Annotated in this window: 21 protein-coding genes; 7 read left to right on the top strand and 14 right to left on the bottom strand. The window is 73.4% G+C overall.

Features of this window, described 5'->3' with window-relative positions:
- Positions 1–61: 61 nt before the first annotated feature.
- The 6 genes from Q0444_RS04490 to Q0444_RS04465 all read right to left on the bottom strand — a co-directional run bounded on the left by Q0444_RS04490 (position 62) and on the right by Q0444_RS04465 (position 6,532).
- A complete protein-coding gene (locus tag Q0444_RS04490; protein WP_291080518.1) occupies positions 62–712 on the bottom strand; it encodes a dTMP kinase in 651 nt (216 codons plus the stop codon).
- Positions 713–723: 11 nt separating this feature from the next.
- Positions 724–2,190, bottom strand: a complete 1,467-nt coding sequence (gene ahcY, locus Q0444_RS04485) for an adenosylhomocysteinase (RefSeq protein ID WP_299021680.1) — start codon at positions 2,188–2,190, stop codon at positions 724–726.
- Between the two features lie 60 nt (positions 2,191–2,250).
- Complete coding sequence (gene manA / locus Q0444_RS04480; protein WP_349679628.1) at positions 2,251–3,489, bottom strand: mannose-6-phosphate isomerase, class I; 1,239 nt, start codon at positions 3,487–3,489, stop codon at positions 2,251–2,253.
- 6 nt (positions 3,490–3,495) lie between these two features.
- A complete protein-coding gene (locus tag Q0444_RS04475; RefSeq protein ID WP_291084386.1) occupies positions 3,496–4,590 on the bottom strand; it encodes a hypothetical protein in 1,095 nt (364 codons plus the stop codon).
- A complete protein-coding gene (locus tag Q0444_RS04470) occupies positions 4,583–5,959 on the bottom strand; it encodes a phosphomannomutase/phosphoglucomutase (protein WP_291084388.1) in 1,377 nt (458 codons plus the stop codon). The genes Q0444_RS04475 and Q0444_RS04470 overlap by 8 nt, the downstream gene beginning before the upstream one ends.
- 96 nt (positions 5,960–6,055) lie before the next feature.
- Positions 6,056–6,532, bottom strand: coding sequence for a DUF3499 domain-containing protein (locus tag Q0444_RS04465; protein WP_291084390.1), 477 nt, complete (start codon positions 6,530–6,532; stop codon positions 6,056–6,058).
- Positions 6,533–6,698: 166 nt separating this feature from the next.
- On the opposite strand from Q0444_RS04465, the gene Q0444_RS04460 reads away from it, so the two are divergent.
- Positions 6,699–7,220 (top strand): metallopeptidase family protein, encoded by a 522-nt coding sequence (locus Q0444_RS04460; protein ID WP_349679629.1) that lies wholly within the window; start codon positions 6,699–6,701, stop codon positions 7,218–7,220.
- 51 nt (positions 7,221–7,271) lie between these two features.
- Here the strand turns inward: Q0444_RS04460 and Q0444_RS04455 are convergent, their stop codons facing one another.
- Positions 7,272–7,583: a WhiB family transcriptional regulator gene (locus Q0444_RS04455; protein ID WP_291084393.1), complete on the bottom strand. Its 312-nt coding sequence runs from the start codon at positions 7,581–7,583 to the stop codon at positions 7,272–7,274.
- 259 nt (positions 7,584–7,842) lie between these two features.
- Here Q0444_RS04455 and cofD point away from each other — a divergent pair, with 259 nt between their 5' ends.
- Positions 7,843–8,880 (top strand): 2-phospho-L-lactate transferase, encoded by a 1,038-nt coding sequence (cofD, locus tag Q0444_RS04450; RefSeq protein WP_291084398.1) that lies wholly within the window; start codon positions 7,843–7,845, stop codon positions 8,878–8,880.
- Positions 8,877–10,304 carry a coenzyme F420-0:L-glutamate ligase gene (locus tag Q0444_RS04445; protein WP_291084401.1) on the top strand — a complete coding sequence of 476 codons (1,428 nt, stop codon included), beginning with the start codon at positions 8,877–8,879 and terminating at the stop codon, positions 10,302–10,304. The genes cofD and Q0444_RS04445 overlap by 4 nt, the downstream gene beginning before the upstream one ends.
- Here Q0444_RS04445 and Q0444_RS04440 read toward each other — a convergent pair.
- On the bottom strand, positions 10,286–11,371 hold the full coding sequence (locus Q0444_RS04440) for an NDP-sugar synthase (protein ID WP_291084409.1): 1,086 nt from the start codon (positions 11,369–11,371) through the stop codon (positions 10,286–10,288). The two genes, Q0444_RS04445 and Q0444_RS04440, sit on opposite strands and share 19 nt — an antisense overlap.
- Positions 11,372–11,476: 105 nt before the next feature.
- Positions 11,477–12,355, bottom strand: a complete 879-nt coding sequence (locus Q0444_RS04435; RefSeq protein WP_299021674.1) for a glycosyltransferase family 2 protein — start codon at positions 12,353–12,355, stop codon at positions 11,477–11,479.
- A 177-nt stretch (positions 12,356–12,532) separates the two neighbouring features.
- On the opposite strand from Q0444_RS04435, the gene Q0444_RS04430 reads away from it, so the two are divergent.
- Positions 12,533–14,083, top strand: a complete 1,551-nt coding sequence (locus Q0444_RS04430) for an LCP family protein (protein WP_291080463.1) — start codon at positions 12,533–12,535, stop codon at positions 14,081–14,083.
- A gap of 22 nt (positions 14,084–14,105) precedes the next feature.
- The gene (locus Q0444_RS04425) at positions 14,106–14,798 is read left to right on the top strand and encodes a TIGR03089 family protein (protein ID WP_299021671.1); all 693 of its coding nucleotides are present in this window, start codon (positions 14,106–14,108) and stop codon (positions 14,796–14,798) included.
- 222 nt (positions 14,799–15,020) lie between these two features.
- Here the strand turns inward: Q0444_RS04425 and Q0444_RS04420 are convergent, their stop codons facing one another.
- The 5 genes from Q0444_RS04420 to Q0444_RS04400 form a co-directional block, all read right to left on the bottom strand.
- Positions 15,021–16,190 carry an acyl-CoA dehydrogenase family protein gene (locus Q0444_RS04420; RefSeq protein ID WP_291080466.1) on the bottom strand — a complete coding sequence of 390 codons (1,170 nt, stop codon included), beginning with the start codon at positions 16,188–16,190 and terminating at the stop codon, positions 15,021–15,023.
- Positions 16,191–16,365: 175 nt separating this feature from the next.
- A complete protein-coding gene (gene purE, locus Q0444_RS04415; protein ID WP_291080468.1) occupies positions 16,366–16,878 on the bottom strand; it encodes a 5-(carboxyamino)imidazole ribonucleotide mutase in 513 nt (170 codons plus the stop codon).
- A gap of 25 nt (positions 16,879–16,903) precedes the next feature.
- The gene (locus Q0444_RS04410) at positions 16,904–18,190 is read right to left on the bottom strand and encodes a 5-(carboxyamino)imidazole ribonucleotide synthase (RefSeq protein WP_291080470.1); all 1,287 of its coding nucleotides are present in this window, start codon (positions 18,188–18,190) and stop codon (positions 16,904–16,906) included.
- 22 nt (positions 18,191–18,212) lie between these two features.
- The gene (locus Q0444_RS04405) at positions 18,213–18,776 is read right to left on the bottom strand and encodes a PH domain-containing protein (RefSeq protein WP_291080471.1); all 564 of its coding nucleotides are present in this window, start codon (positions 18,774–18,776) and stop codon (positions 18,213–18,215) included.
- Between the two features lie 3 nt (positions 18,777–18,779).
- A complete protein-coding gene (locus tag Q0444_RS04400; protein ID WP_291080473.1) occupies positions 18,780–19,658 on the bottom strand; it encodes a biotin--[acetyl-CoA-carboxylase] ligase in 879 nt (292 codons plus the stop codon).
- Between the two features lie 107 nt (positions 19,659–19,765).
- On the opposite strand from Q0444_RS04400, the gene Q0444_RS04395 reads away from it, so the two are divergent.
- Positions 19,766–21,415, top strand: a complete 1,650-nt coding sequence (locus tag Q0444_RS04395; protein WP_299021665.1) for an acyl-CoA carboxylase subunit beta — start codon at positions 19,766–19,768, stop codon at positions 21,413–21,415.
- Entirely contained in the window at positions 21,412–21,651 is a 240-nt protein-coding gene (locus Q0444_RS04390) for an acyl-CoA carboxylase subunit epsilon (protein ID WP_291081435.1), read from the top strand. Before Q0444_RS04395 ends, Q0444_RS04390 begins: the two co-directional genes overlap by 4 nt.
- Positions 21,652–21,765 lie beyond the last annotated feature (114 nt).

Genomic DNA, 21,765 nt, shown 5'->3' with positions numbered 1-21,765 from the left:
GAGCAGTGTCTCGGCGGGGCCATTCGGGGCGCCCCGCAGGTCGTGCTACTCCCAGACGACCTTACCCGTCCGTCCCGGGCCCGACGACGAGGTCCGCCAGCCGCGCCACGTCGGGGTCCACACCCAGGACGCACCAGGGCGAGTTCCAGTCTGACGCGGCGAGCCGGCGGTAGGCCTCCCCGGTCGCCGCCTGGAGGGCGGCGTCGCGCTCGTACCGGTCGCGGGTCCGACCCGCGTCCGCCGCCTCCCTGGTCCCCGCCCGCTCCGCCGCGAGCGCCGCGGGGGTGTCCAGGAGGAGCTGCAGGTCCGGGCGCGGCAGGCCCAGCCGGCCGAACTCGAGCCCGCCGATCCACTCGAGGACCTCGGCCTCCCTGCCCGGTCCGAGCCGGGCGGCCGTGTAGGCGGCGTTGGAGGCCACGTACCTGTCGAGCAGCACCACCTCGTTCCCGGCCAGGAGCCCGCGCAGCTCCCCGAGCGCCGCGTGCCGGTCCAGGGCGAACAGCAGCGCCATGGCGTGCGGGGACTCCGCGGTGCCGGCCTGACCGCCGTGCAGGGCATCGGCGGCCAGGTCGGCGAGGGGTGTGCCGTACCGGGGGAACGCGAGCCGGCCCACCGACACCCCGCGGTCGGCGAGTTCACCGACCAGCGCCGTCGTCAGCGTGTTCTTCCCCGCGCCGTCGAGACCCTCGACGACGACCAGCCGGGCACCCACCACTCGACCGGTCAGTACCGGTAGTGCTCGGGCTTGTACGGGCCCTCGACGTCCACGCCGATGTACTCGGCCTGGTCCTTGGCCAGCCGGGTGAGCGACCCGCCGAGCGCCTCCACGTGCAGGCGGGCGACCTTCTCGTCGAGGATCTTGGGCAGCAGGTGCACCCCGATCGGATACTGATCGGCCTTGGTGAACAGCTCGATCTGGGCGATCACCTGATCGGAGAAGCTGTTGGACATCACGAACGACGGGTGCCCGGTGGCGTTGCCCAGGTTGAGCAGGCGACCCTCGGACAGCACGATGATCGAGCGGCCGTCGTCGTCGAAGACGAACTCGTCCACCTGCGGCTTGATGTTGATCCGGGTGACGCCCTCGGCGGACTCGAGTCCGGCCATGTCGATCTCGTTGTCGAAGTGGCCGATGTTGCCGAGGATGGCCTTGTTCTTCATCCGCGTCATGTGCTCGAAGGTGATGATGTCCTTGTTGCCCGTGGCCGTGATGATGATGTCGGCGTCGGCGATCGCCTCGTCGACGGTCACCACGTCGAAGCCGTCCATCAGCGCCTGCAGCGCGTTGATCGGGTCGATCTCCGTGACCTGGACGCGCGCGCCCTGACCCGCCAGCGCCTCGGAGCAGCCCTTGCCCACGTCGCCGTAACCGCACACCAGTGCCTTCTTGCCGCCGATGAGGGCGTCGGTCCCGCGGTTGATCCCGTCGAGCAGGGAGTGGCGGGTGCCGTACTTGTTGTCGAACTTGCTCTTGGTCACGGCGTCGTTGACGTTGATCGCCGGGAACGGCAGCACGCCCTCGGAGTGGAAGTGGTACAGGCGGTGCACGCCCGTGGTGGTCTCCTCGGTCACGCCCTGGACCGCGTCGGCGATCGCCGTGTACTTGCCCGGGTGCGCCGGGACCGACTCGCGCAGCAGCGCGTGGAAGACCTTCTCCTCGGCGGACCACGCGTCGTCATCCGACGGGACCGCCCCGGCCTGCTCGAACTCCTTGCCCTTGATCACGAGCATCGTGGCGTCGCCGCCGTCGTCGAGGATCATGTTGGGCTCGGTGCCGGGCCAGGTCATGATCTGCTCGGTGCACCACCAGTACTCGGTGAGCGTCTCGCCCTTCCACGCGAACACCGGCACGCCCGCCGGCGCCTCGGGGGTGCCCTCCGGGCCCACCACGACCGCGGCGGCCGCCTCGTCCTGCGTGGAGAAGATGTTGCACGAGGCCCACCGCACCTCCGCGCCGAGCGCCGTCAGCGTCTCGATCAGCACCGCGGTCTGCACCGTCATGTGGATCGAGCCCGCGACCCGCGCGCCGGCCAGCGGCTGCTCGGCGGCGTACTCCTCGCGCAGGGCCATCAGGCCGGGCATCTCGTGCTCCGCCAGACGGATCTGCTTACGGCCCGCCTCCGCCAGCGACAGATCCGCCACCTTGAACTCGACACCGTTGACGGACTGCACCCGGAGATCAGCAGACATGTGTGCGACCAGCTCCTCATAGCTAGGGGAAAGACTTCCGCCCCACCCTAGCGGGACGGCTCAGTGGGGCTGCGTCCCCGTGGCCCGATCGCCGACGCGGGTGCGGAACACGGTGGCGCCGTCGGTGCCGGTCAACGTCACCTCGGGGGTCGAGGCGGGCACCCACGCCGCACCCCCCGGACCGAGGACCTCCACCCTCGTCCCCTCGCGGACCCGGACTTCCCCGGAGGTGCACAGGAGCACCTCGGGGCCGTCCGGCCGGTAGGTCACGGGCGCGGAACCGTGGGCGAACCCGATGCGGGACAGGGCGAAGTCCGGCTCGGGGGTCGGGTAGTCCGTCTCGCCCGGGATCCCCCGGTCGGCCGGGACGGCGCGCACGGTGGGATCGACCAGGGGGCGGAAGTCCAGGACCCGCATCAGCTCGGGGACGTCGACGTGCTTGGGGGTCAGGCCACCGCGTAGGACGTTGTCCGAGTTGGCCATGACCTCCACCCCCACGCCCCGCAGGTAGGCGTGCAGCTGCCCGGGGCCGAGGTACACCGCCTGCCCGGGGTCCAGGGACACCCGGTTGAGCAGGAGGGCGCCGAGCACCCCGGGGTCGGTGGGATAGCGCTCGGCCAGCTCCACGACGGTGGTGGCCTCGGGCGCCCACTCGCCGCCGACGCCCACCGCGCCGAGATAGGCGACGGCGCCGGTGACCAGCTGCGGGACGATCGTGTCCAGCGCGGTGTGCGGCATCGTGACGATGGTGGTGAACACCGCCCGGACCCCCTCGGCGTCCGGCTGCCCGTCCAGCATGTCCCGGTAGGGGCGCAGGGCGGGGACGTCCAGCGCGTCGAGCAGCGCGACGGTGCGGGCGACCGGCCTGAAGCCCACGAGGGCATGGAAGTCGGTCAGCGCCACCAGGATCTCGGGCTTGTGGTTGGGGTCCCGGTAGTTGCGGTCCGGCGCGTCCACGGCGAGGCCGCGGGCGTCCTCGGCGGCGAACCCCTCCCTCGCCCTCTCGGGTGAGGGATGCGCCTGCAGCGAGAGGGCCTGCTCGGCGGAGAGCAGCTTGACCAGGAACGGCAGGCCGGCCCCGTGCTGGGCCAGCACCCGCTCCCCCAGTTCGCCCACGGGGTCGGCCGCGATCCGCGCGTCCAGCCCGCCCCCGTCAGAGCAGAGGGAGGAGCCCGAGTCGTGGGCCCCGTACCAGAACTCCGCCACCGGATGCGGAGCCGGGGACGGCGTCCCGCACAGCTCGGGGAGCGCGGTCCGGGACCCCCACGCGTAGGCCTGGACGACAGGACTGAGCGTCACCACGGGTCACAGACCCCCGACCAACAGGTATGCGGCGGACAGTTCGGTCCGAGCCATGAGCGCGGCCACCCTTCCGCTCAACGGGGTCGGCGGGTCGCCGACCGTGTCCCGACCGCGATCGGTGATCCACTCGACGTCCGCGAGCGGGCCCGCGGCCAGGCGGACGACGTCCTCGTCCGCGCCCAACACCATACCGAGGTGCCGGATGGGGAGGACCTCCCGTGCGCCGTCGAGCTGGTCGTCGTGGAACAGGCTCGCCAGGGGATCCACGGGGGGACGGCCCTGGGCCCGTTCCGCCTGGGAGCGGACGGCATCCGACACCGAGGAGGACGCCGTGACCCGGCCGACGTCACAGAACGCCGCGACGGCCCGGTCACAGTAGGCCGAGGACACCGGATCCGAGTGGATCCAGACGAGCGGGTCCGTCCCCGCGACGGACCTGGCGAGGAGCTTGGCGGGGTTGACCGGCGTCGACAGGTCCGGCCCGAGACCCTCGAGCTCGGCATCCACCGCGTCCGCGGCCGCGGCCACGCCGAGGCCGGGCACGCCGAGCGCGTCCAGGACGGCCATCCCCGCGGCCAGGTGATGGAGGATCCCCCGGTGCGGGGGCAGGTACGGCAACGGCGGCAGCCAGGTCGCGCGACCCCCGCCGGACTCCCCCACCGGACCCTCGCGCGGGACGTCCACCACCACGGCCGCACCCCGGTGGGCGGCGGCGTCGACCGCGGAGGCGAGGTCGCGGTCCCCGGCGTCGTCCCCCGAGACCAGCACGACGTCCAGCGCCCCGACCCACGCCGGAAGCGTGTGGGCGTGGACCAGCGGCGGCACGCCGGGCCCGCCGACGCCCTCGGCGAGCGCCGTGACGACGCCGGCGGCGTGGCGGGCCCGGGCGGAGCGGCCGTGGACCCACACCAGCGCGCGGGGCCGGAACCCGACGAGCGCCTCGAGCGCCCCGGCGTCCACCGCCGTCGCCACCGCGCGGATCTGGGCACCGCCCATCGACGCGTGGAGGAGGGCGCCGGTGGCGTCGGAGGACCGGAGCGCCTCCGCGTCGTCCAGATCGACCCGACCGGCCCCGGTGTCGCTGGTCAGGTCAGGCACGGACGATCGCGAGGACTTCGTCGACCACCGCGGCGACACCCTCGGTGGTGGGCGCCTCCGCGTTGAGGCGGAGCAGCGGTTCGGTGTTGGACGCCCGGAGGTTGAACCACGCGCCGCCCCCGAGGTCCACGGTCACCCCGTCCAGGCGATCGACCGAGACGGCGCGGCCGGAGAACGCCGTGAGGACGGCCTCCATGCGCTCCACCTGGGCCTCCGCCGAGTCCAGGGTCGAGTTGATCTCACCCGACGCGGCGTAGCGGGTGTACTCCGCCATGACCTCGGACAGCGTGGACTCCTGCTCACCCAACGCGGCGAGCGTGTGCATGGCCGCCAGCATCCCCGAGTCGGCGCCCCAGAAGTCGCGGAAGTAGTAGTGCGCCGAGTGCTCGCCGCCGAAGACCGCGCCGGTGTCCGCCATCTGCGCCTTGATGAAGCTGTGGCCGACCCGGGTGCGGATGGCCACGCCACCCTTCTCCTCCACCAACTCGGGGACGGCGCGCGACGTGATGAGGTTGTAGATGATCGAGGCGCCGGGCTCCTTGTCGAGCTCGCGCCCGGCCACCAGGGCGGTGATGGCGGACGGGGCGACGGGCTCACCCCGCTCGTCCACCACGAAGCACCGGTCCGCGTCGCCGTCGAAGGCCAGCCCGATGTCCGCGCCGCTCTCCCGGACGAGCGCCTGGAGGTCGACCAGGTTGGCCGGTTCGAGGGGGTTGGCCTCGTGGTTGGGGAAGTTGCCGTCCAGCTCGAAGTACAGGGGGATGATCTCGAGCGGCAGCCCGCTGAGCACCGCGGGCACGGTGTGGCCGCCCATCCCGTTGCCGGCGTCCACGGCCACCTTGAGCCGCCGGATGCCGGACAGGTCGACCAGGCCGCGCAGGTACTCCCCGTAGCCTGCGAGCACGTCCCGCTCGGTCACCGCGCCGGGGGCACCGTCGTACTCCGGCACCCCCTCGACCAGGTCGGCGGAGATCGTCCCGAGGCCGGACTCCTGGCCGACGGGCTTGGCCCCCGCGCGGCACAGCTTGATGCCGTTGTACCGGGCCGGGTTGTGGCTGGCGGTGAACATGGCGCCGGGGCAGTCGAGCAGCCCCGAGGCGTAGTAGAGCTGGTCCGTCGAGGCGAGGCCGATCGTCACCACGTCGAGGCCCTGGGCCGTGACCCCGGCGGCGAACGCCCGGGACAACGACGGGGAGGAGTCGCGCATGTCGTGGCCGACCACCACCGTGCCCGCGCCCTCCGACCGCATGAGACGGCCGAACGACGCCCCGACCTCACGGACGAAGCCCTCGTCTATCTGTTCACCCACGACGCCACGGACGTCGTAGGCCTTGATGACTGCTCGGACGGACTCGGCGCTGCGTGCCACGTGCTGCTCCAGGGATGAGAGGCGGTCGGGTGGGTCTTGCCCGTGACACTACCCGTGGGGCGTGACCCGCTGACGGGACACGCGTCGGGCGGAGGGTCAGCCCGCGCCCGGACCCGACTCCCCCACACCGTCACCCGGCGGGCCGGGGTCGGCCTCGGCGCGGTCGGGCACGTCGGGAACCACCCGGAGGTGGGGGCGGCCGCCGGAGGGATCGACGGGGGCCTCCGCGAGAACGGGTCCGGGGTCGGAGACCCCCAGCCGCCGCAGCCTGTCCGCGTCCACCAGCGCGGCTCCCGCCCTCCGGCCGCCGACGGGGGCGCCGGCGACGGCGTCCAGCAGGGCCGTGAGGTCGGCGTCCTCCGCGGAGGTGTCGATGTCGGGGTGTCGCACCAGGTCCCAGCCCCGGGGGGCGGTGATGCGCAGCGCGTGGGCCGCGCACAGGTCCCACGCGTGCGGCTCGCGGACCGCCGGGAGCGGTCCGATGACGGCGGTGGAGTCCGCGTAGACGTAGGTGAGCGTGGCGACCGCACGATTGGGGCACCCCGGGCGGCAGCAACGACGGTTCTCACTCACGAGGCCCCAGGGTAGACCCGTCCGGTCGACGGGCGGGCCGCGACCCGCCGCGCCGATGTCGCGGAGCCCGGCCGACGGGGGTTATCCTCGCGCCATGACGCCGACCACCCCGGTTCCCGGACGTCCGCCGACGGGGAACGCGATCCCCGGCGCCGGGCAGTCCGACGTGTGCGCGGGCAGCCGGATCTCGGTGCGGGACTTCCCCGGCGATCCCGGCCGGCGCGGCCCGCGCGTGGTGACGACCCGGCGCGCCGAACGCCGTGGCCACGGCCCCCGGGGCCCGGTCCTGCCCCCGGAGGTCCCCCGGTGGCGGAGCAGGGCGGCCGAGTTCGACGCCGCGGCGCTCGAGGCGTTCGCCGAGATCGACCAGCACTGGCATTCCCGCCTGGTCCACCTGGACCTCGCGGTGGACATGGTGCCGAGGATGCGGCTGAAGCCGGGCGAGTCGTGGCCGGAAGAGGTCGTCGCCGACGGGCTGGTCCCGCTCGCCCGCCTCGTCCCCGCCGGCGTCGACCGGTCCGGCCAACCCACCCGGGCGAGGCTGGTGCTCTTCCGCAAGCCGCTCACCCGACGCACTCAGGGCGGGGACGATCTGCGCGACCTGGTCTACTCGGTGTTGGTGGAGCTGGTCTCCCAGCACCTGGAGGTCTCGCCCGACGAGGTCGAGGCCGGCCCGGACGACGACTGACCGCCCCGTGGGGCGGTCAGGACCTGCGGAAGCGGGGGCGTGCGGGGGGACTCACATGACGGCGTCGCGCTTGATCCGGCGACGCTCGCGCTCGGACAGCCCGCCCCAGATGCCGAAGCGCTCGTCGTTGGCGAGGGCGTACTCCAGGCACTCGGCCTTGACCTCGCACCCCGTGCAGATCTTCTTGGCCTCGCGGGTCGAGCCGCCCTTCTCCGGGAAGAACGCCTCCGGGTCGGTCTGGGAGCAGAGGGCCCGGTCCTGCCAGCTCTCCTCCTCGTCCTCCGCGAAGAGGGCGGTGGAGCCGAAGTCGACCAGGGTCAGGTCGGGTCCCGCTGCGGTGCGTGACTGTCGATCCACGGTCATCCCCTCGTGTTACGTTGCTCGTCGCTCGCGCGTCTGACGGACCCGGTGCCGCTCAGATGCGAATGACACACCTGTGATTACACACATGCGAGTCGCTCAGGTCAAGCGAAAACGGGGAAACCTAGCACCGCCGGTCGGCCACGCGCGCCCGCGACACGCCAGAAACCCTGTGGCGTGGGCCACGCCCGCCCCACGCCGCGCCGCGGTGACCGTGGCCCACCCGGACCCACCCGCCCCCTCGTCACTACCCTTGGGCGTCGTGAGGATCTGTGTGGTGGCCGGTGGCGTCGGTGGCGCCCGTTTCCTTCTGGGCGCTCGCCGCCTCCTCGGGCTGGACCCCGGGCCGGGAGCGGACGCGCCGCACCGCAGCGATGCGCACCGGATCGATGCGGTGGTCAACGTCGGTGACGACGCCTGGATGCACGGCGTGCGCATCTGCCCCGATCTGGACACCATCATGTACACCCTCGGTGGTGGCATCGATGCCGAGCGCGGGTGGGGACACGCGGGTGAGACCTGGAACTGCCGCGACGAGCTGGCCGCCTACGGCGTGCAGCCGGACTGGTTCGGGCTCGGGGACAAGGACCTGGCCACGCACCTCGTGCGCACCCAGATGCTCGACGCCGGCTACCGCCTGACCGACGTGACCGAAGCGCTGTGCGCGCGCTGGTCCCCCGGCGTCCGGCTGCTGCCCGTCACCGACGAGCGCTGCGAGACCCACGTGGTGGTCCGGGATGACGCCGCGGGCGGGACCGGCACGCGGGCGATCCACTTCCAGGAGTGGTGGGTCAGGCACAGGGCGCAGCTGCCGCCCTCCGGGTTCGTGCAGGTCGGGGCGGAGGCCGCCCGGCCCACCGAGGAGGCGCTCGAGGCGATCTCCGCGGCCGACCTCGTCGTCGTCGCCCCCTCCAACCCCGTGGTCTCCGTCGGCGCGGTCCTCGCCGTCCCCGGGATCCGCGCCGCGTTGCGCGCCACGCCCGCGCCCGTCGTGGGCGTCAGCCCCGTCATCGGCGGCGCGGTGCTGCGCGGGATGGCCGACACGTGCCTCACCGCGATCGGGGTCGAGACGGACGCCCTCGCCGTGGCCCGCCACTTCGGCTCCCGGTCCGCCACCGGCCTGCTCGACGGCTGGCTGGTGGCCCCCGGTGACGGCCCCGCGGGCGGGGTCGGCGAGGTGGACGGGATCACCGTCGGCGAGGCCCCGCTGCTCATGACCGACCCTGACGCCACCGCCGACATGGTGGCCGCCGCGATCAGGCTGGTCGGCCTCGACGTCCCCGCGCGGTCCGACCGATGACCGACGGCGCGCTCCCCGAGGGCCGCCCCTGGTCGGGCGAGCACGCGGCCCCCGCCGACGTCCACCTGTGGGCCCCGGACGGGCTGCCGGAGTTCCGCCCCGGGGACGACCTGGCCGGCATCCTCGCCGCCGCGCTCACCGGGGACCCGCGCGGGCTGGCCGACGGCGACGTGGTGGTGCTCACGTCCAAGGTCCTGTCCAAGACCGAGGGCCGGATCGTGCCCGCGCCCACCGATCCCGAGGAGCGCGACGCCCTCCGCCGGCGCCTGGTCGACCAGGAGTCCGTGCGGGTGGTCGCGCGCGTCAACCGGACGGTGATCACGGAGAACCGGCTGGGCATCGTCCAGGCGGCCGCCGGCGTCGACGGCTCCAACGTCGAGTCCGGCGAGCTCGCGCTGCTCCCCGAGGACCCCGACGCCTCCGCCGACGCGCTCGCGCGTGACCTGCACCGGCTCACCGGGGCGCGGGTGGCCGTGGTGGTGACCGACACCATGGGGCGGGCCTGGCGCACCGGCCAGGTCGACATGGCGATCGGCGCCGCGGGGTTGCGGGTGTCGGTCGGGTACGACGGCGCCGTGGACGGCCAGGGCAACGAGCTGCTGGTCACCGACGTCGCGGTGGCCGACGAGATCGCCGCGGCGGCCGACCTGGTCAAGGGCAAGCTCGGGGCCCGACCGGTCGCGGTGGTCCGCGGGGTGCGCCACCTCCTGCTCGACGAGGACCAGGACGACGACGACGAGGGCGGCTCCCCGCGGCGGGCCCGCGACCTGGTCCGCGACAGCGCGTCGGACCTGTTCCGGCTGGGCACCGCCGAGGCGGTGGCGCAGGGGCGGCGCGAGGCCGTTCCCGGGCGCCGCTCCGTCCGTCGGTTCTCGGGCGAGCCGGTCCCCGCGGGGGCCCTCGCCGACGCGGTGGCCGACGCGCTCACCGCGCCGGCGCCCCACCACAGCACCCCGATCAGGTTCGTCCGGGTCGCCGGGGATGCGCGGACCCGGCTGCTCGACGCCCTGCGCGCGGACTGGGAGGCGGACCTGCGCGCCGACGGCCATCCGGCCGACGTGCTGGCCCGCCGGCTGGCCCGGGGGGACCTCCTGCGCACCAGCCCCGAGCTCATCCTGCCGTTCGTCGACGACGCCGCCGGCGCGCACGCATACCCCGACGCCCGGCGCCGGGCGTGCGAGGAGACCATGTTCACCGTGGCCGGGGGCGCCGCCGTGCAGTCGCTGCTGGTCGCCCTGGCGGCGCGTGGGTTGGGCTCGTGCTGGGTGGGGTCGACGATCTTCGCCGCCGACACCACCCGGCGGGAGCTCGGCCTGCCGGCGTCGTGGCGGCCCCTGGGGGCCGTGGCCGTGGGGGTGCCGGCCGACCCGGTCACCCCGCGGGGGACCCGGCCGGCCGGGGACGCCTACATGTCCGTGGAGTAGCGGATCCCGCCGTCGGGGATCACCACGCCCGGCCAGACCCGCGCGCCGCGCAGGAGCTCGCAGCGCGCTCCGATGTCCGCGCCGTCGCCGATCACGCCGTCGCGGATGAGCGCCCGGTGCCCGATGCGGGCGCCGAAGCCGATGATCGACCGCTCGACCGTCGCGCCGGCCTCGATCAGGGCGCCGTCGAACACGACCGCGCCGTCCAGGCGGGCGCCCGCCCCGATCACCGCGCCCCGGCCGACGACGCTGCCACCGACCAGGACCGCCCCGGCTCCGACCCCGGCACCCTCGTGCACGAGGGCCTCACCCTGGTGCCCCGCGAGGGCCGGCGACGGGGCGATGCCGCGTACGAGGTCCGAGGACCCGCGGACGAAGTCCTCGGGGGTGCCCATGTCCCGCCAGTACGCCGAGTCCACGAACCCGTAGACCCGCCTCCCCTCGGAGAGCAGTTGGGGGAAGGTCTCGCGCTCGACGGAGACGGGGACGCCCGCGGGGATCTGTTCGATGAGCTCACGCTTGAACACGTAGCAGCCGGCGTTGATCTGGTCGGTCGGCGGATCCTGCGTCTTCTCGAGGAACTCCAGGACCCGGCCGTCGTCGTCGGTGGTGACGCAGCCGAACGCGCGGGGGTCCGACACCCGGACCAGGTGCATGGTGAGGTCGGCGTCCTTCGCGTGGTGCAGGTCCAGGATCTGCGTGAGGTCGGTGCCCCCCAGGACGTCGCCGTTGAACACCATGATCGTCGAGGCGGTGAGCTCGTCCAGGACGTTGCGGATACCGCCGCCGGTCCCCAGGGGCTCGGTCTCCACCACGTAGGAGATCTCGAGGTCCAGGTCCGACCCGTCGCCGAAGTACTCCTCGAATACCTCCGCCTTGAAGGAGGTGCCCAGCACCACGCGGCGGATGCCCGCCGCGTGGATCCGCGAGAGCAGGTGCGTGAGGAACGGCAGGCCGGCGGTGGGCAGCATCGGCTTGGGCGCGGAGATGGTGAGCGGCCGCAGCCGGGTCCCCTTCCCCCCCACCAGGATCACCGCCTCGGTATCCGCGATCAGGTCGCCCCGCACCGGGCTCTCGGAGTTCGTCGAGGTCACGCTGTTGCTCCCGCTGTCATGGGCCCCCCGGGACGCGCGGTCGCGCGGCTACCGGGTGGCCGGTGGTCTGTCCGGCGCTCAGCGCAGGGCTCGCCTCGCGGAGCGGATCGCGAGGCGGCACCGTGCCTCCAGGCCGACCCTGAGGGCCCAGCGTATAGGTGCCTGCCACGCACGGGGATGCCGGTCCGCCTGGAACAGGTACGCGCTGCGGTGGTGGGCCCGCAGGGTGAACTCGGGCACCGACTTGGTCGAATGCCCCTGATCGTGGTGGATGACGGACGACGGGACATAGACGTTCTGCCACCCGGCGCGGCCGAGGCGGTCGCCCAGGTCCACGTCCTCCAGGTACATGAAGTACCGCTCGTCGAACCCGCCCACCGCGTCGAAGGCCGACCCCCGCAGCAGCAGACAGGAGCCCGACAGCCATCCGGCGGGGCGTTCGGTCTCCATGTCCGCGTCGTCGAGGTACCGGGCGGTCCACGGGTTGCCGGGCCACACCGGACCCAGCACCGCGTGGCCGATACCGGCCCGAAGTCGCGGGACCGACCGGGCCGAGGGGTACACCGACCCGTCCGGCTCGGCGATGCGCGGGCCGAACGACCCGCCCCGGGGCCACCGCTCGGCGGCGGCGAGGAGCGCGTCGACCGACCCCGGTTCGAACCACACGTCGGGATTGACCACCAGGACGAACTCCTGGTCGAAACCGTCCGGGCGGGAGGCGATCTCGCTCACGGCCCGGTTGACGGCCGTCCCGTAGCCCAGGTTCCCGCCGGTGGGGAGGAACTCGGCGAAGTCGTGGGCGGCGGCCGCCGCCTCGGGCGCCCCGTCGGTGGACCCGTTGTCCGCCATCACCAGACCCACCGGCCGCGTGGTGGACCCGGGCAGGGTGTCGATGAAGGTGCGGAGGTGGTCGCCGGGCGAATAGGTCACCGTCACGACGGGCAGTCGGGTCGTCACCCGGAACACCCTACGACGCGTGCTGCCGATTCCGGCGCCCGGCGCGCGGCGCGGTACCGTGGGATCGTTATCGGCGGCCCGGGCGGCCCGCGAGCCGCATCGACGGCGGTCTGCGCTGGTCCGGCTCCCCCTCCCGGGAGCGGCCCGACCGCCCGGATTCAACGACAAGGACGGTGGATGAGCGCCGAGCAGCCCGTGACGCCCCGCCGCGCTCCCGCCCGGGGCCGGCGCCACGCCGACCCCGGCCGCCCGCTGGCCGCCCGGGTCGCCCGCACGCTCGCCGCCCTCGTCTCCGCCTTCTGTCTCCTCGTCACCGGCGTCGGCTGGACGGTGTTCAACGGCCTCAACTCCGACCTCGCCTCGGCCGGCGGGCTCGACGTGGGCGTCGGCGGCCTCGACGGTGCGGTGGACATCCTGTTGGTGGGGACCGACAACCGGACCGACGCCCAGGGCAACGCCCTGAGCCCGGAGGAGCTGGCCACCATCCGGACCGGCGAGGAGGTGGGCGAGAACACCGACACCATCCTGCTCATCCGGATCCCCGAGGACGGCAGCTCGGCCACCGCGATCTCCATCCCCCGGGACGTCTACGTGGAGACGCCGACCATCGGCGGGAGCAAGATCAACGGCGTCTACTCGGCGTACAAGGAGGCCTACCTCGAGGAGGCCCTCGCCGCCAGCCCCGACGGCTCGCTCACCGACCAGGACCAGCGTGACGCCGTCCAGGCCGGCCGCAACGGCCTCATCGAGGCCATCCGTGACCTCACCGGGGTGTCGGTCGACCACTACGCCGAGATCGGGCTGCTGGGATTCGTCCTGCTCACCGACGCCGTCGGCGGGGTCGAGGTATGCCTCAACGCCGATGTCGACGAGCCGCTGTCGGGGGCGAAGTTCGCCGCGGGGGTCCAGACGGTCTCCGGCTCGGACGCGCTGAGCTTCGTGCGCCAGCGCCACGACCTGCCCGCCGGCGACCTCGACCGGATCGTCCGCCAGCAGGTGTTCATGTCCCAGCTGGTCAAGAGGACGCTGTCCGCCGGCACCCTCGCGGACCCCTCCAAGCTCAGCGCCCTCGCCGACGCGGCCAAGCGGTCCTTCGTCATCGACGAGAACTGGGACTTCGTCGACTTCGCCATGAAGCTCCAGGACATCAGCGGCGGCAACGTGCGGTTCGAGACCATCCCCGTGACGAGCATCGACTCGGTCACGGAGTGGGGCGAGTCCATCGTCACCGTCGACCCCGCCCAGGTCGCGGAGTTCGTGGGCGGGTTCGCCAGTACCGAGGACGAGACCACCGGGACCACCGAGGCCACCGCCGGCGGCGGGGTCGTCCCCGCGGACGTGACGGTCTCGGTGGTCAACACCACCGCGATCGACGGACTGGCCGCCCGCGTGTCCGGCTCGCTCGCGGAACTCGGCTACACCCCCGGGGACCTGCTCACCGACCCCGCCGTCGCGTACACCTCCCACGTCGCCGCGTCCTCCGCGGACGACGCCGCCGCGTTCGCCGTATCCGACGCCCTGGGCGGCCTGCCCGTGCAGGTCGACCCGGCGATCCCCGCCGGGTCGGTGCGCGTGGTCCTGGCCGAGGACTACAGCGGGCCCGCCGGGGACGCCACCGGGATCGAGTCCCTCACCCCGGCCACGACCAGCTACGCGCCGCTGCCGCCGTCCATCGCCCAGCGCCCGACATTCGACGCGGGCGGATCCGACGTCCCCTGCGTGAACTGATCCACCACCCCGGAGGACGCCCGTGACCACCGCCGCAGACACCGTGCTCGGCCCGCTCCTCGCCGCCGATCCGGGAGCGCCGCTCATCACCCACTACGACCTCGGGGCACCGTCCCGGATCGAGCTGTCCGTGGTCTCGACCGCCAACTGGGCCGCCAAGATCGCCGGGCTCCTGCGCGACGAGGTGGGGGTCGCCCCGGGCGACGTCGTGGTGTGCGACCTCCCCGCGCACTGGCTCACCGCCGGCGTGCTGCTCGGCGCCTGGTGGGCGGGCGCGGAGGTCCGCACCGAGGCATCCGACGCGGCCACCGCCGTCGCCGTCATCACCGTCCCGGAACGCCTGGACCGCCACCCGGCCGACGTGGAGACGCTCCTCATGACCACCGACCCCATGGGCCGCCCGCTGGCCTCCCTGGGCGTGGACGTGCCGCCGGGGGTCACCGACCTCGCCGAGGCGTGCCGGATCCATCCGGACGCGTTCGTGCCGTCCGGCGGCGGCGCGCACGCGCTGGACGGGGTGGCCGTGGGGCGGCTCGCGGACCCGGCCCTGCGCGGTCGGGTCCTGGTGGCGGGACGCTCTCGCGACGACGTGGTGACCGTCCTCGCCCGCGTGTTCGCCTCCGGCGGCACGGCCGTGCTCGTCACCGGCGCCGACCCCGGCGATCCCCGCGTCGCCGAGGTGGCCGCGACCGAGCGCACCACGCTGGCGCTCTGACGCGCTCACCCGGCACCGGCCCGGACACCGCCCCCGCAACGCCACACCCCGCAACGCCGCACCCCGCAACGCCACACCCCGCAACGCCGAGATCCGCTACCCTCCCGCCGGAACCGCTACTCCTGTGCGGGTAGCGGATCCGGCCTCGGGGTAGCGGATCTCGGGCGCGGGGCTCGGGGCGCGGGGCGCGGGCGCGGGGCGCGCCGCGGGGCGCGCCTCGGGTCAGGCGAGGACCTGGCGCGCCATCACCATGCGGCAGACCTGGTTGGTGCCCTCGTAGATCTGCGTGATCTTGGCGTCCCGCATCATGCGCTCGACCGGGAAGTCACGGGTGTAGCCGGCACCGCCGAAGAGCTGCACCGCGTTGGTGGTGACCTCCATCGCCACGTCGGAGGCGAAGGTCTTGGAGGCCGCGGCCATGAAGCCGAGCTTCTCGCCACCCGGGGCGGTGCCCCGCTCGGCGTTGGCGGCGGCGGTGTAGACCATCAGGCGGGCGGCCTGCACCTTCATGGCCATGTCGGCCAGCATGAACTGCGTGTTCTGGAAGTCCGAGATCGCGCGCCCGAACTGCTTGCGCTCCTTGGTGTAGGCGATCGCCGCGTCGAGGGCGCCCTGGGCGATGCCCACGGCCTGGGCGCCGATGGTCGGACGGGTGTGGTCGAGCGTCTGGAGCGCCGTCTTGAAGCCGCTGCCCGGCTCGCCGATGATGCGGTCGCCCGGGATCCGGACGTTCTCGAAGTACAGCTCGGCCGTGGGCGAGCCCTTGATGCCGAGCTTCTTCTCGGTCTTGGAGACGCCGAAGCCCTCGTCGGCGGCGTTCACCACGAACGCGGAGATGCCGTTGGCGCCCTTCTCCGGGTCGGTGACGGCCATGACGGTGTACCAGGTGGACTTGCCGCCGTTCGTGATCCACGCCTTGCTGCCGTTGAGGATCCAGTCGTCGCCGTCCCGGCGGGCGCGGGTGCGCATGGCCGCGGCATCCGAGCCGGCCTCGCGCTCGGACAGCGCGTAGGACGCCATCTTGCCCTCGGCGATCTCGGGCAGGACCATCTTCTTGAGGTGGTCGCCGCCGGCCAGGATCAGCCCCATGGTGCCGAGCTTGTTGACGGCCGGGATCAGCGAGGACGACCCGCAGACGCGGGCGACCTCCTCGATGACGATGCACGACGCCACCGAGTCCGCACCCTGCCCGCCGTACTCCTCCGGGACGTGGACGGCGTTGAAGCCCGACGCGTTGAGCGCGTCGAGGGCCTCCTGCGGGAACCGCTCGCTCTCGTCGACGTCCGCGGCGTGGGGCTCGATCTCCTTCTCGGAGAGAGCGCGGATCGCGGCGCGGAGCTCCTCGTGCTCCTCCGCCGGGCGGTACAGATCGAAGTCGGGGTTACCGGACATGTGCGGGCCTCCATGAGGGAATCGTCGGTGCTGGTCGCGCGGCGGACACCGTCCCGGTCATCTCCCGGCGATGCCGACGACGCACGTCTGGTCGTCATTATCGCCGCGATGTCGGTCCGCGGGCGTCCGGCCCCCAAGTTACCAGCGGGTAACCGGCTCGCGGCCCGGGACCCGGTCAGCCGAGCAGGCTCTCCCGCAGCGCGGCGTCCTTGCGCTCCACCATCGCCTCGAGGTCCGCCTGGAAGCTCTCCATCCGGACCAGGAGCGCGGGGTCCGAGGCCGCGAGGATCCGGACCGCCAGGAGCCCGGCGTTGCGGGCGCCGCCGATCGACACGGTGGCCACGGGCACGCCGGCGGGCATCTGCACGATCGACAGCAGGGAGTCCATCCCGTCGAGGTACTTCAGGGGAACCGGCACGCCGATGACCGGCAGCGGGGTGGCGGAGGCGACCATCCCGGGCAGGTGCGCCGCCCCGCCGGCACCGGCGATCACGACCCTGATCCCGCGCCCGGCGGCGGAGCGGGCGTAGTCGAGCATCTTCTGCGGGGTGCGGTGCGCCGAGACCACCCCCACCTCGAACGGGATCCCGAACTCGGCGAGCGCCTCCGCGGCCGCCTCCATGGTGGGCCAGTCGGAGTCGCTGCCCATGATCAGGCCGACCTGCGGTCCGCCCTGTCGCGAAGTCATGTCGCTTCCTTTCCTCGAGTTGGGATCAGCGGTCGTACGACCCGACGGGCGCCCCCGCGTGGGGGTCCCAGCCGTCCGTCCATTCCGCGTGGGAGAGCCAGTGCGCCGCGAGCTCGGCCACCGCACGGACGGTGCCGACCTGATCCGGGTCGTCGGGATCGACCCCGGGGTCGCCCAGGACGTTGACGTGGCCGATCTTGCGCCCCGGCCGCTCGGACTTGCCGTAGAGGTGCACCTTGGCGTGCGGGAACCGGGCGCCCAGGTGGTGGACCCTCTCGTCCATGCTCATCAGCGGGGCCTCGCCCGCGCCGAGCACGTTGGCCATCACGGTCACGGGTGCGGTCGGGACCGTCGAGCCGAGCGGGTAGTCGAGCACCGCGCGCAGGTGCTGCTCGAACTGGCTGGTGGTGGCCCCGTCCATGGTCCAGTGGCCGGAATTGTGGGGCCGCATGGCCAGCTCGTTGACCAGCACCCCCGGCCGACCGTCCGAGCCGATGACCTCGAACAGCTCCACCGCCATCACCCCGGTCACGTCGAGGTGCTCGGCCAGGCGCAGCGCGGTCGCCTGGACGGCCGAGCGCAGGTCGTCCGGCAGCCCGGTGGCCGGCGCCACCACCACGGCGCAGATGCCGTCGCGCTGGACCGTCTCCACGACCGGCCACACCGCGCCCTGGCCGAACGGCGAGCGGGCGACGAGCGCGGACAGTTCGCGGGTCCACGGCACGCGGGCCTCCGCCATCATCGGCACGCCGGCGGCGAGCTGGTCGGAGGCGATCCGCTCGGCCTCGGCGAGCGAGTCCGGCATCCACACGCCGCGACCGTCGTATCCGCCGCGGGCGGCCTTGAGGACGATCCGCCCTTCCTGCTCCGCGTGGAACCGTCGGACGTCCTCGACCGACTCGACGCCGGTGAACGGCGGGACCGGCGCGCCGATCTCGGCGAGGGCGCGCCGCATGACGAGCTTGTCCTGGGCGTGGATCAGCGCCGAGGCGCGGGGGCGCACGGCGACGCCCGCGGACTCGAGCCCGAGCAGGATCTCGGGCGGCACGTGCTCGTGGTCGAACGTCACCACGTCGGCCCCGGCGGCGGCCCGGCGGACGGCGTCCGGGTCGTCGTGGGCGCCGATCACCACGTCCGGGGTCACCTGCGCGGCCGGATCCAGCGGGTCGGCGGCGAGCACGCGCAGCGTCTGCCCGAGCGCCACGGCCGACTGGTGGGTCATGCGGGCGAGCTGTCCTCCCCCGATCATCGCCACGACGGGGGTGCCGAGCGGGTTGCGGCGGATGCGCGAGTCGTCGTTCACGCCGCCCATGGTCTCACGCGCGGCGGGTCGGTCACCGCCACCCCGGGAGGCCCCAGCGGAACCGGGGCGCCGGCGCGAGGGGCACCGGCGGCGGCGGAGGGGGCAGCCGGAGCAGTTCGTCGTACACCGCGGCGTGCACGCCGGCCACGTCGGGGACGTGGTCGATCTCCACCGGGGGGAGGTGTCCGCACTCCAGGATCAGGCACCCGGTGCCCAGCGCGCGGTCGGCGAGCGTGTGCCGGAACCGCACCGCGCTCACCCGGCGGAGCGGCACGTCGACGCACCGCCGCGAGGACCCGGCCGGCCGGTAGAGCACCCGCTCGTCCGTCACCACGAGGTCGGTCCGCACCCACCGGATCGCCGGCCACAGCCCGAAGCGCAGGACCAGCAGGGCGTAGAGCCCCGCGACCATCGCCCAGGTCGCGGCGCGATCCGGTGCGTGCACGACCTGGACCTCGATGAACCCGGCCACGATCCCCGCGAGCCCGGCGCCGATCACCGTGACGAGCGCCGGCCGCACGAGCCCCCGCCAGTGCGGGTGACTGTGGACGATCAGCGTCTCCCCCGGCGCGAGGACCGACCCGACGAACCCCACGGGTCAGCCGCCCCACCGGCCGGCGGCGGGGCGGATGTGGGTGACGTCTCCGGCCGCCACGGTGAACTCGCCGTCCTGTGTGACGACGACGAGGCGGCCGTCCCTGTCCACGCGGTCGGCCCTCCCGGTGCGCACCTGGGCTCCCGGGAGCTCCACCCGCACGTCGGCGCCGAGGGTGGAGCAGGCCGCGGAGTACTCCGCCATGAGCTCGTCCGAGATCGACGATCCGCTCCCCCGGTCGCAGGCCCGCCATTGCGCGTGTCGGCGCGCCAGGGCCTCGAGCACCGCCCGCGCGACGGCGTCCCGGTCCGTCGTCCCGCCGGCCAGGGCGAGGGAGGTCGCGTGCGGCACCGGCAGTTGTTCCCGTGTCAGCCCCACGTTGATCCCCATGCCCACCACCAGCGCCGGCAGCCGGATGTCGAAGTCGCCGCCACCCGGGACGGTGGTCATCTCGGCGAGGATCCCGGCGAGCTTGCGCCCGTCCACCAGGACGTCGTTCGGCCACTTGAGCGTGACGTCCACCCCGCCCGCGGCCGCGAGCCCGTCGCGGACGGCGAGGCCGGTGACCAGCGGCAGCCACCCGAACAGCGTGGGCGAGACCGCCCCGGGCCGGAGCAGGACGCTGACCGCGACCTGCGTCCGCGGCGGCGCGACCCAGCTCCTGCCGAGCCTGCCCCGGCCGGCGGCCTGGTACTCGGCCAGGAGCACGCTGCGGTCCGGGGCCCCGAGGCCCGCCAGTCGGATCATCTCGGCGTTCGTGGAGCCGATCTCCTCGACCACCTCGAGCGCGGAGTACGGCGCGCCGGGCCCCTCGACCAACGCACCGCGGAGCGCGTCGACGTCCAACGGGCGCAGGTCATGGATTCCGGTCTCCGGGTTCACGGCGTCCAGAGTAGGTCGGAACCCCGACCCCGGGCGGGGTCGCCCGCAGGGGGAGTCGACCGGGTCACATCGCCACGGCCCGTCCCGAGTCGTTAGAGTCCTACAACATGACGACTGCCTCAGAACCGGACGTGAGTGACGACGTCCAGACCGACGCTGCGACGCCCGACATCCACACGACGGCCGGGAAGCTCTCCGAGTTGCGCCGGCGCCTCGACGAGGCCCGCGCCCCGATGGGCCAGGCCGCGATCGACAGGACCCACGACAAGGGCCTCATGACCGCCCGCGAGCGGATCGAGAATCTGCTCGATCCGGGGTCGTTCGTCGAGATCGACGCCCTCGCGCGCCACCGCGCCACCACCTTCGGCCTGGCCGAGCGACGGCCGCTCGGCGACGGTGTCATCACCGGCTACGGCACGATCGACGGTCGGAGCGTCTGCGTGTTCTCGCAGGACGCGACGGTGTTCGGCGGATCGCTCGGCGAGGTCTACGGCGAGAAGATCGTCAAGGTGATGGACCTGGCGCTCAAGACCGGCCGCCCGATGATCGGCATCAACCACGGCGCGGGTGCCCGGATCCAGGAGGGCGTGGTCTCGCTCGGCCTCTACGGCGAGATCTTCCACCGCAACGTGCAGGCCTCCGGCGTCATCCCCCAGATCTCCCTGGTCATGGGGCCGTCCGCCGGCGGTCACGTGTACTCCCCCGCGCTCACCGACTTCACCGTGATGGTGGACAAGACCTCGCAGATGTTCGTCACCGGCCCCGACGTCATCAAGACCGTCACCGGCGAGGAGGTCTCCCAGGAGGAGCTGGGCGGCGCCACCACGCACATGACCAAGTCGGGCGTCTCGCACTACACGGCGAGCGACGAGCAGGACGCCCTCGACTACGTCAAGGACCTCCTCTCCTACCTGCCGAGCAACAACCGGGCCGAGGCCCCCCGCTTGCCGTTCCCGCAGGCCGAGGGCGCGATCGAGGACAACCTCACCCCCGAGGACCACGAGCTGGACACGATCGTCCCGGACTCCTCGAACAGCCCGTACGACATGCACGAGGTCATCTCGCGCATCGTCGACGACGGCGAGTTCCTCGAGGTCCAGGCGCAGTACGCCATGAACGTGATCGTCGGCTACGGACGCGTCGAGGGCCGCAGCGTCGGGGTGGTGGCCAACCAGCCCACCCAGTTCGCGGGCTGCCTGGACATCAAGGCGTCCGAGAAGGCCGCGCGCTTCGTCCGCACCTGCGACGCCTTCAACATCCCGATCCTCACCCTGGTCGACGTCCCGGGCTTCCTGCCCGGCACCGGCCAGGAGTTCGACGGCATCATCCGCCGCGGCGCCAAGCTGCTCTACGCCTACGGCGAGGCCACGGTCGGCAAGGTCACCGTGATCACCCGCAAGGCCTACGGCGGCGCCTACGACGTGATGGGGTCCAAGCACATGGGCGCGGACATCAACCTCGCGTGGCCGACCGCGGAGATCGCCGTCATGGGCGCCTCCGGCGCCGTCGGGTTCGTCTACCGGAACGAGCTCAAGCAGGCCGCCGCGAACGGCGAGGACGTCGACGCGCTGCGCCTGACGCTGCAGGCGGAGTACGAGGACACCCTCGTCAACCCGTACGTCGCCGCCGAGCGCGGCTACGTTGACGCGGTCATCCCCCCGTCGCACACGCGGCTGCAGGTGGCGCAGGCTCTCCGCCTCCTCGACCGCAAGGTCGTCGAGGTGCCCGCCAAGAAGCACGGGAACATCCCGCTGTGAGCGCGCAGGCCGGGGACACCACGGCGCCCTCCCCGTTCTTCGAGGTCGTGCGCGGGAACCCCACCGCGGTCGAGGTCGGCGTGCTCTCCGCCATCCTGGCGACCGCGCAGGGCAACGCGGTGAGCGCCGGCGACTCCCCCACCGGCGTCAAGGACGACTGGGGCTCGTACTCCGACCGGCTGCGCCCGCCGTTCGGCTACAACCCGAGCTCGTTCCTCAACCGTCGGCAGTACTGACCGACACCTGCCACACCGGCCGGCACCGGCATCGACAGCCGCCCCCCACCACGCGGTCGGGGGGCGGCTGTCGCGTCCCCGGAGTGGGTAGGCTCGGGGGCCAGCCGAGTCCGG

This window comes from uncultured Dietzia sp. (assembly GCF_937873725.1).
In the GTDB taxonomy this organism is placed as follows: domain Bacteria; phylum Actinomycetota; class Actinomycetes; order Mycobacteriales; family Mycobacteriaceae; genus Dietzia.
This window is presented reverse-complemented; position numbering and strand designations above follow the sequence as displayed.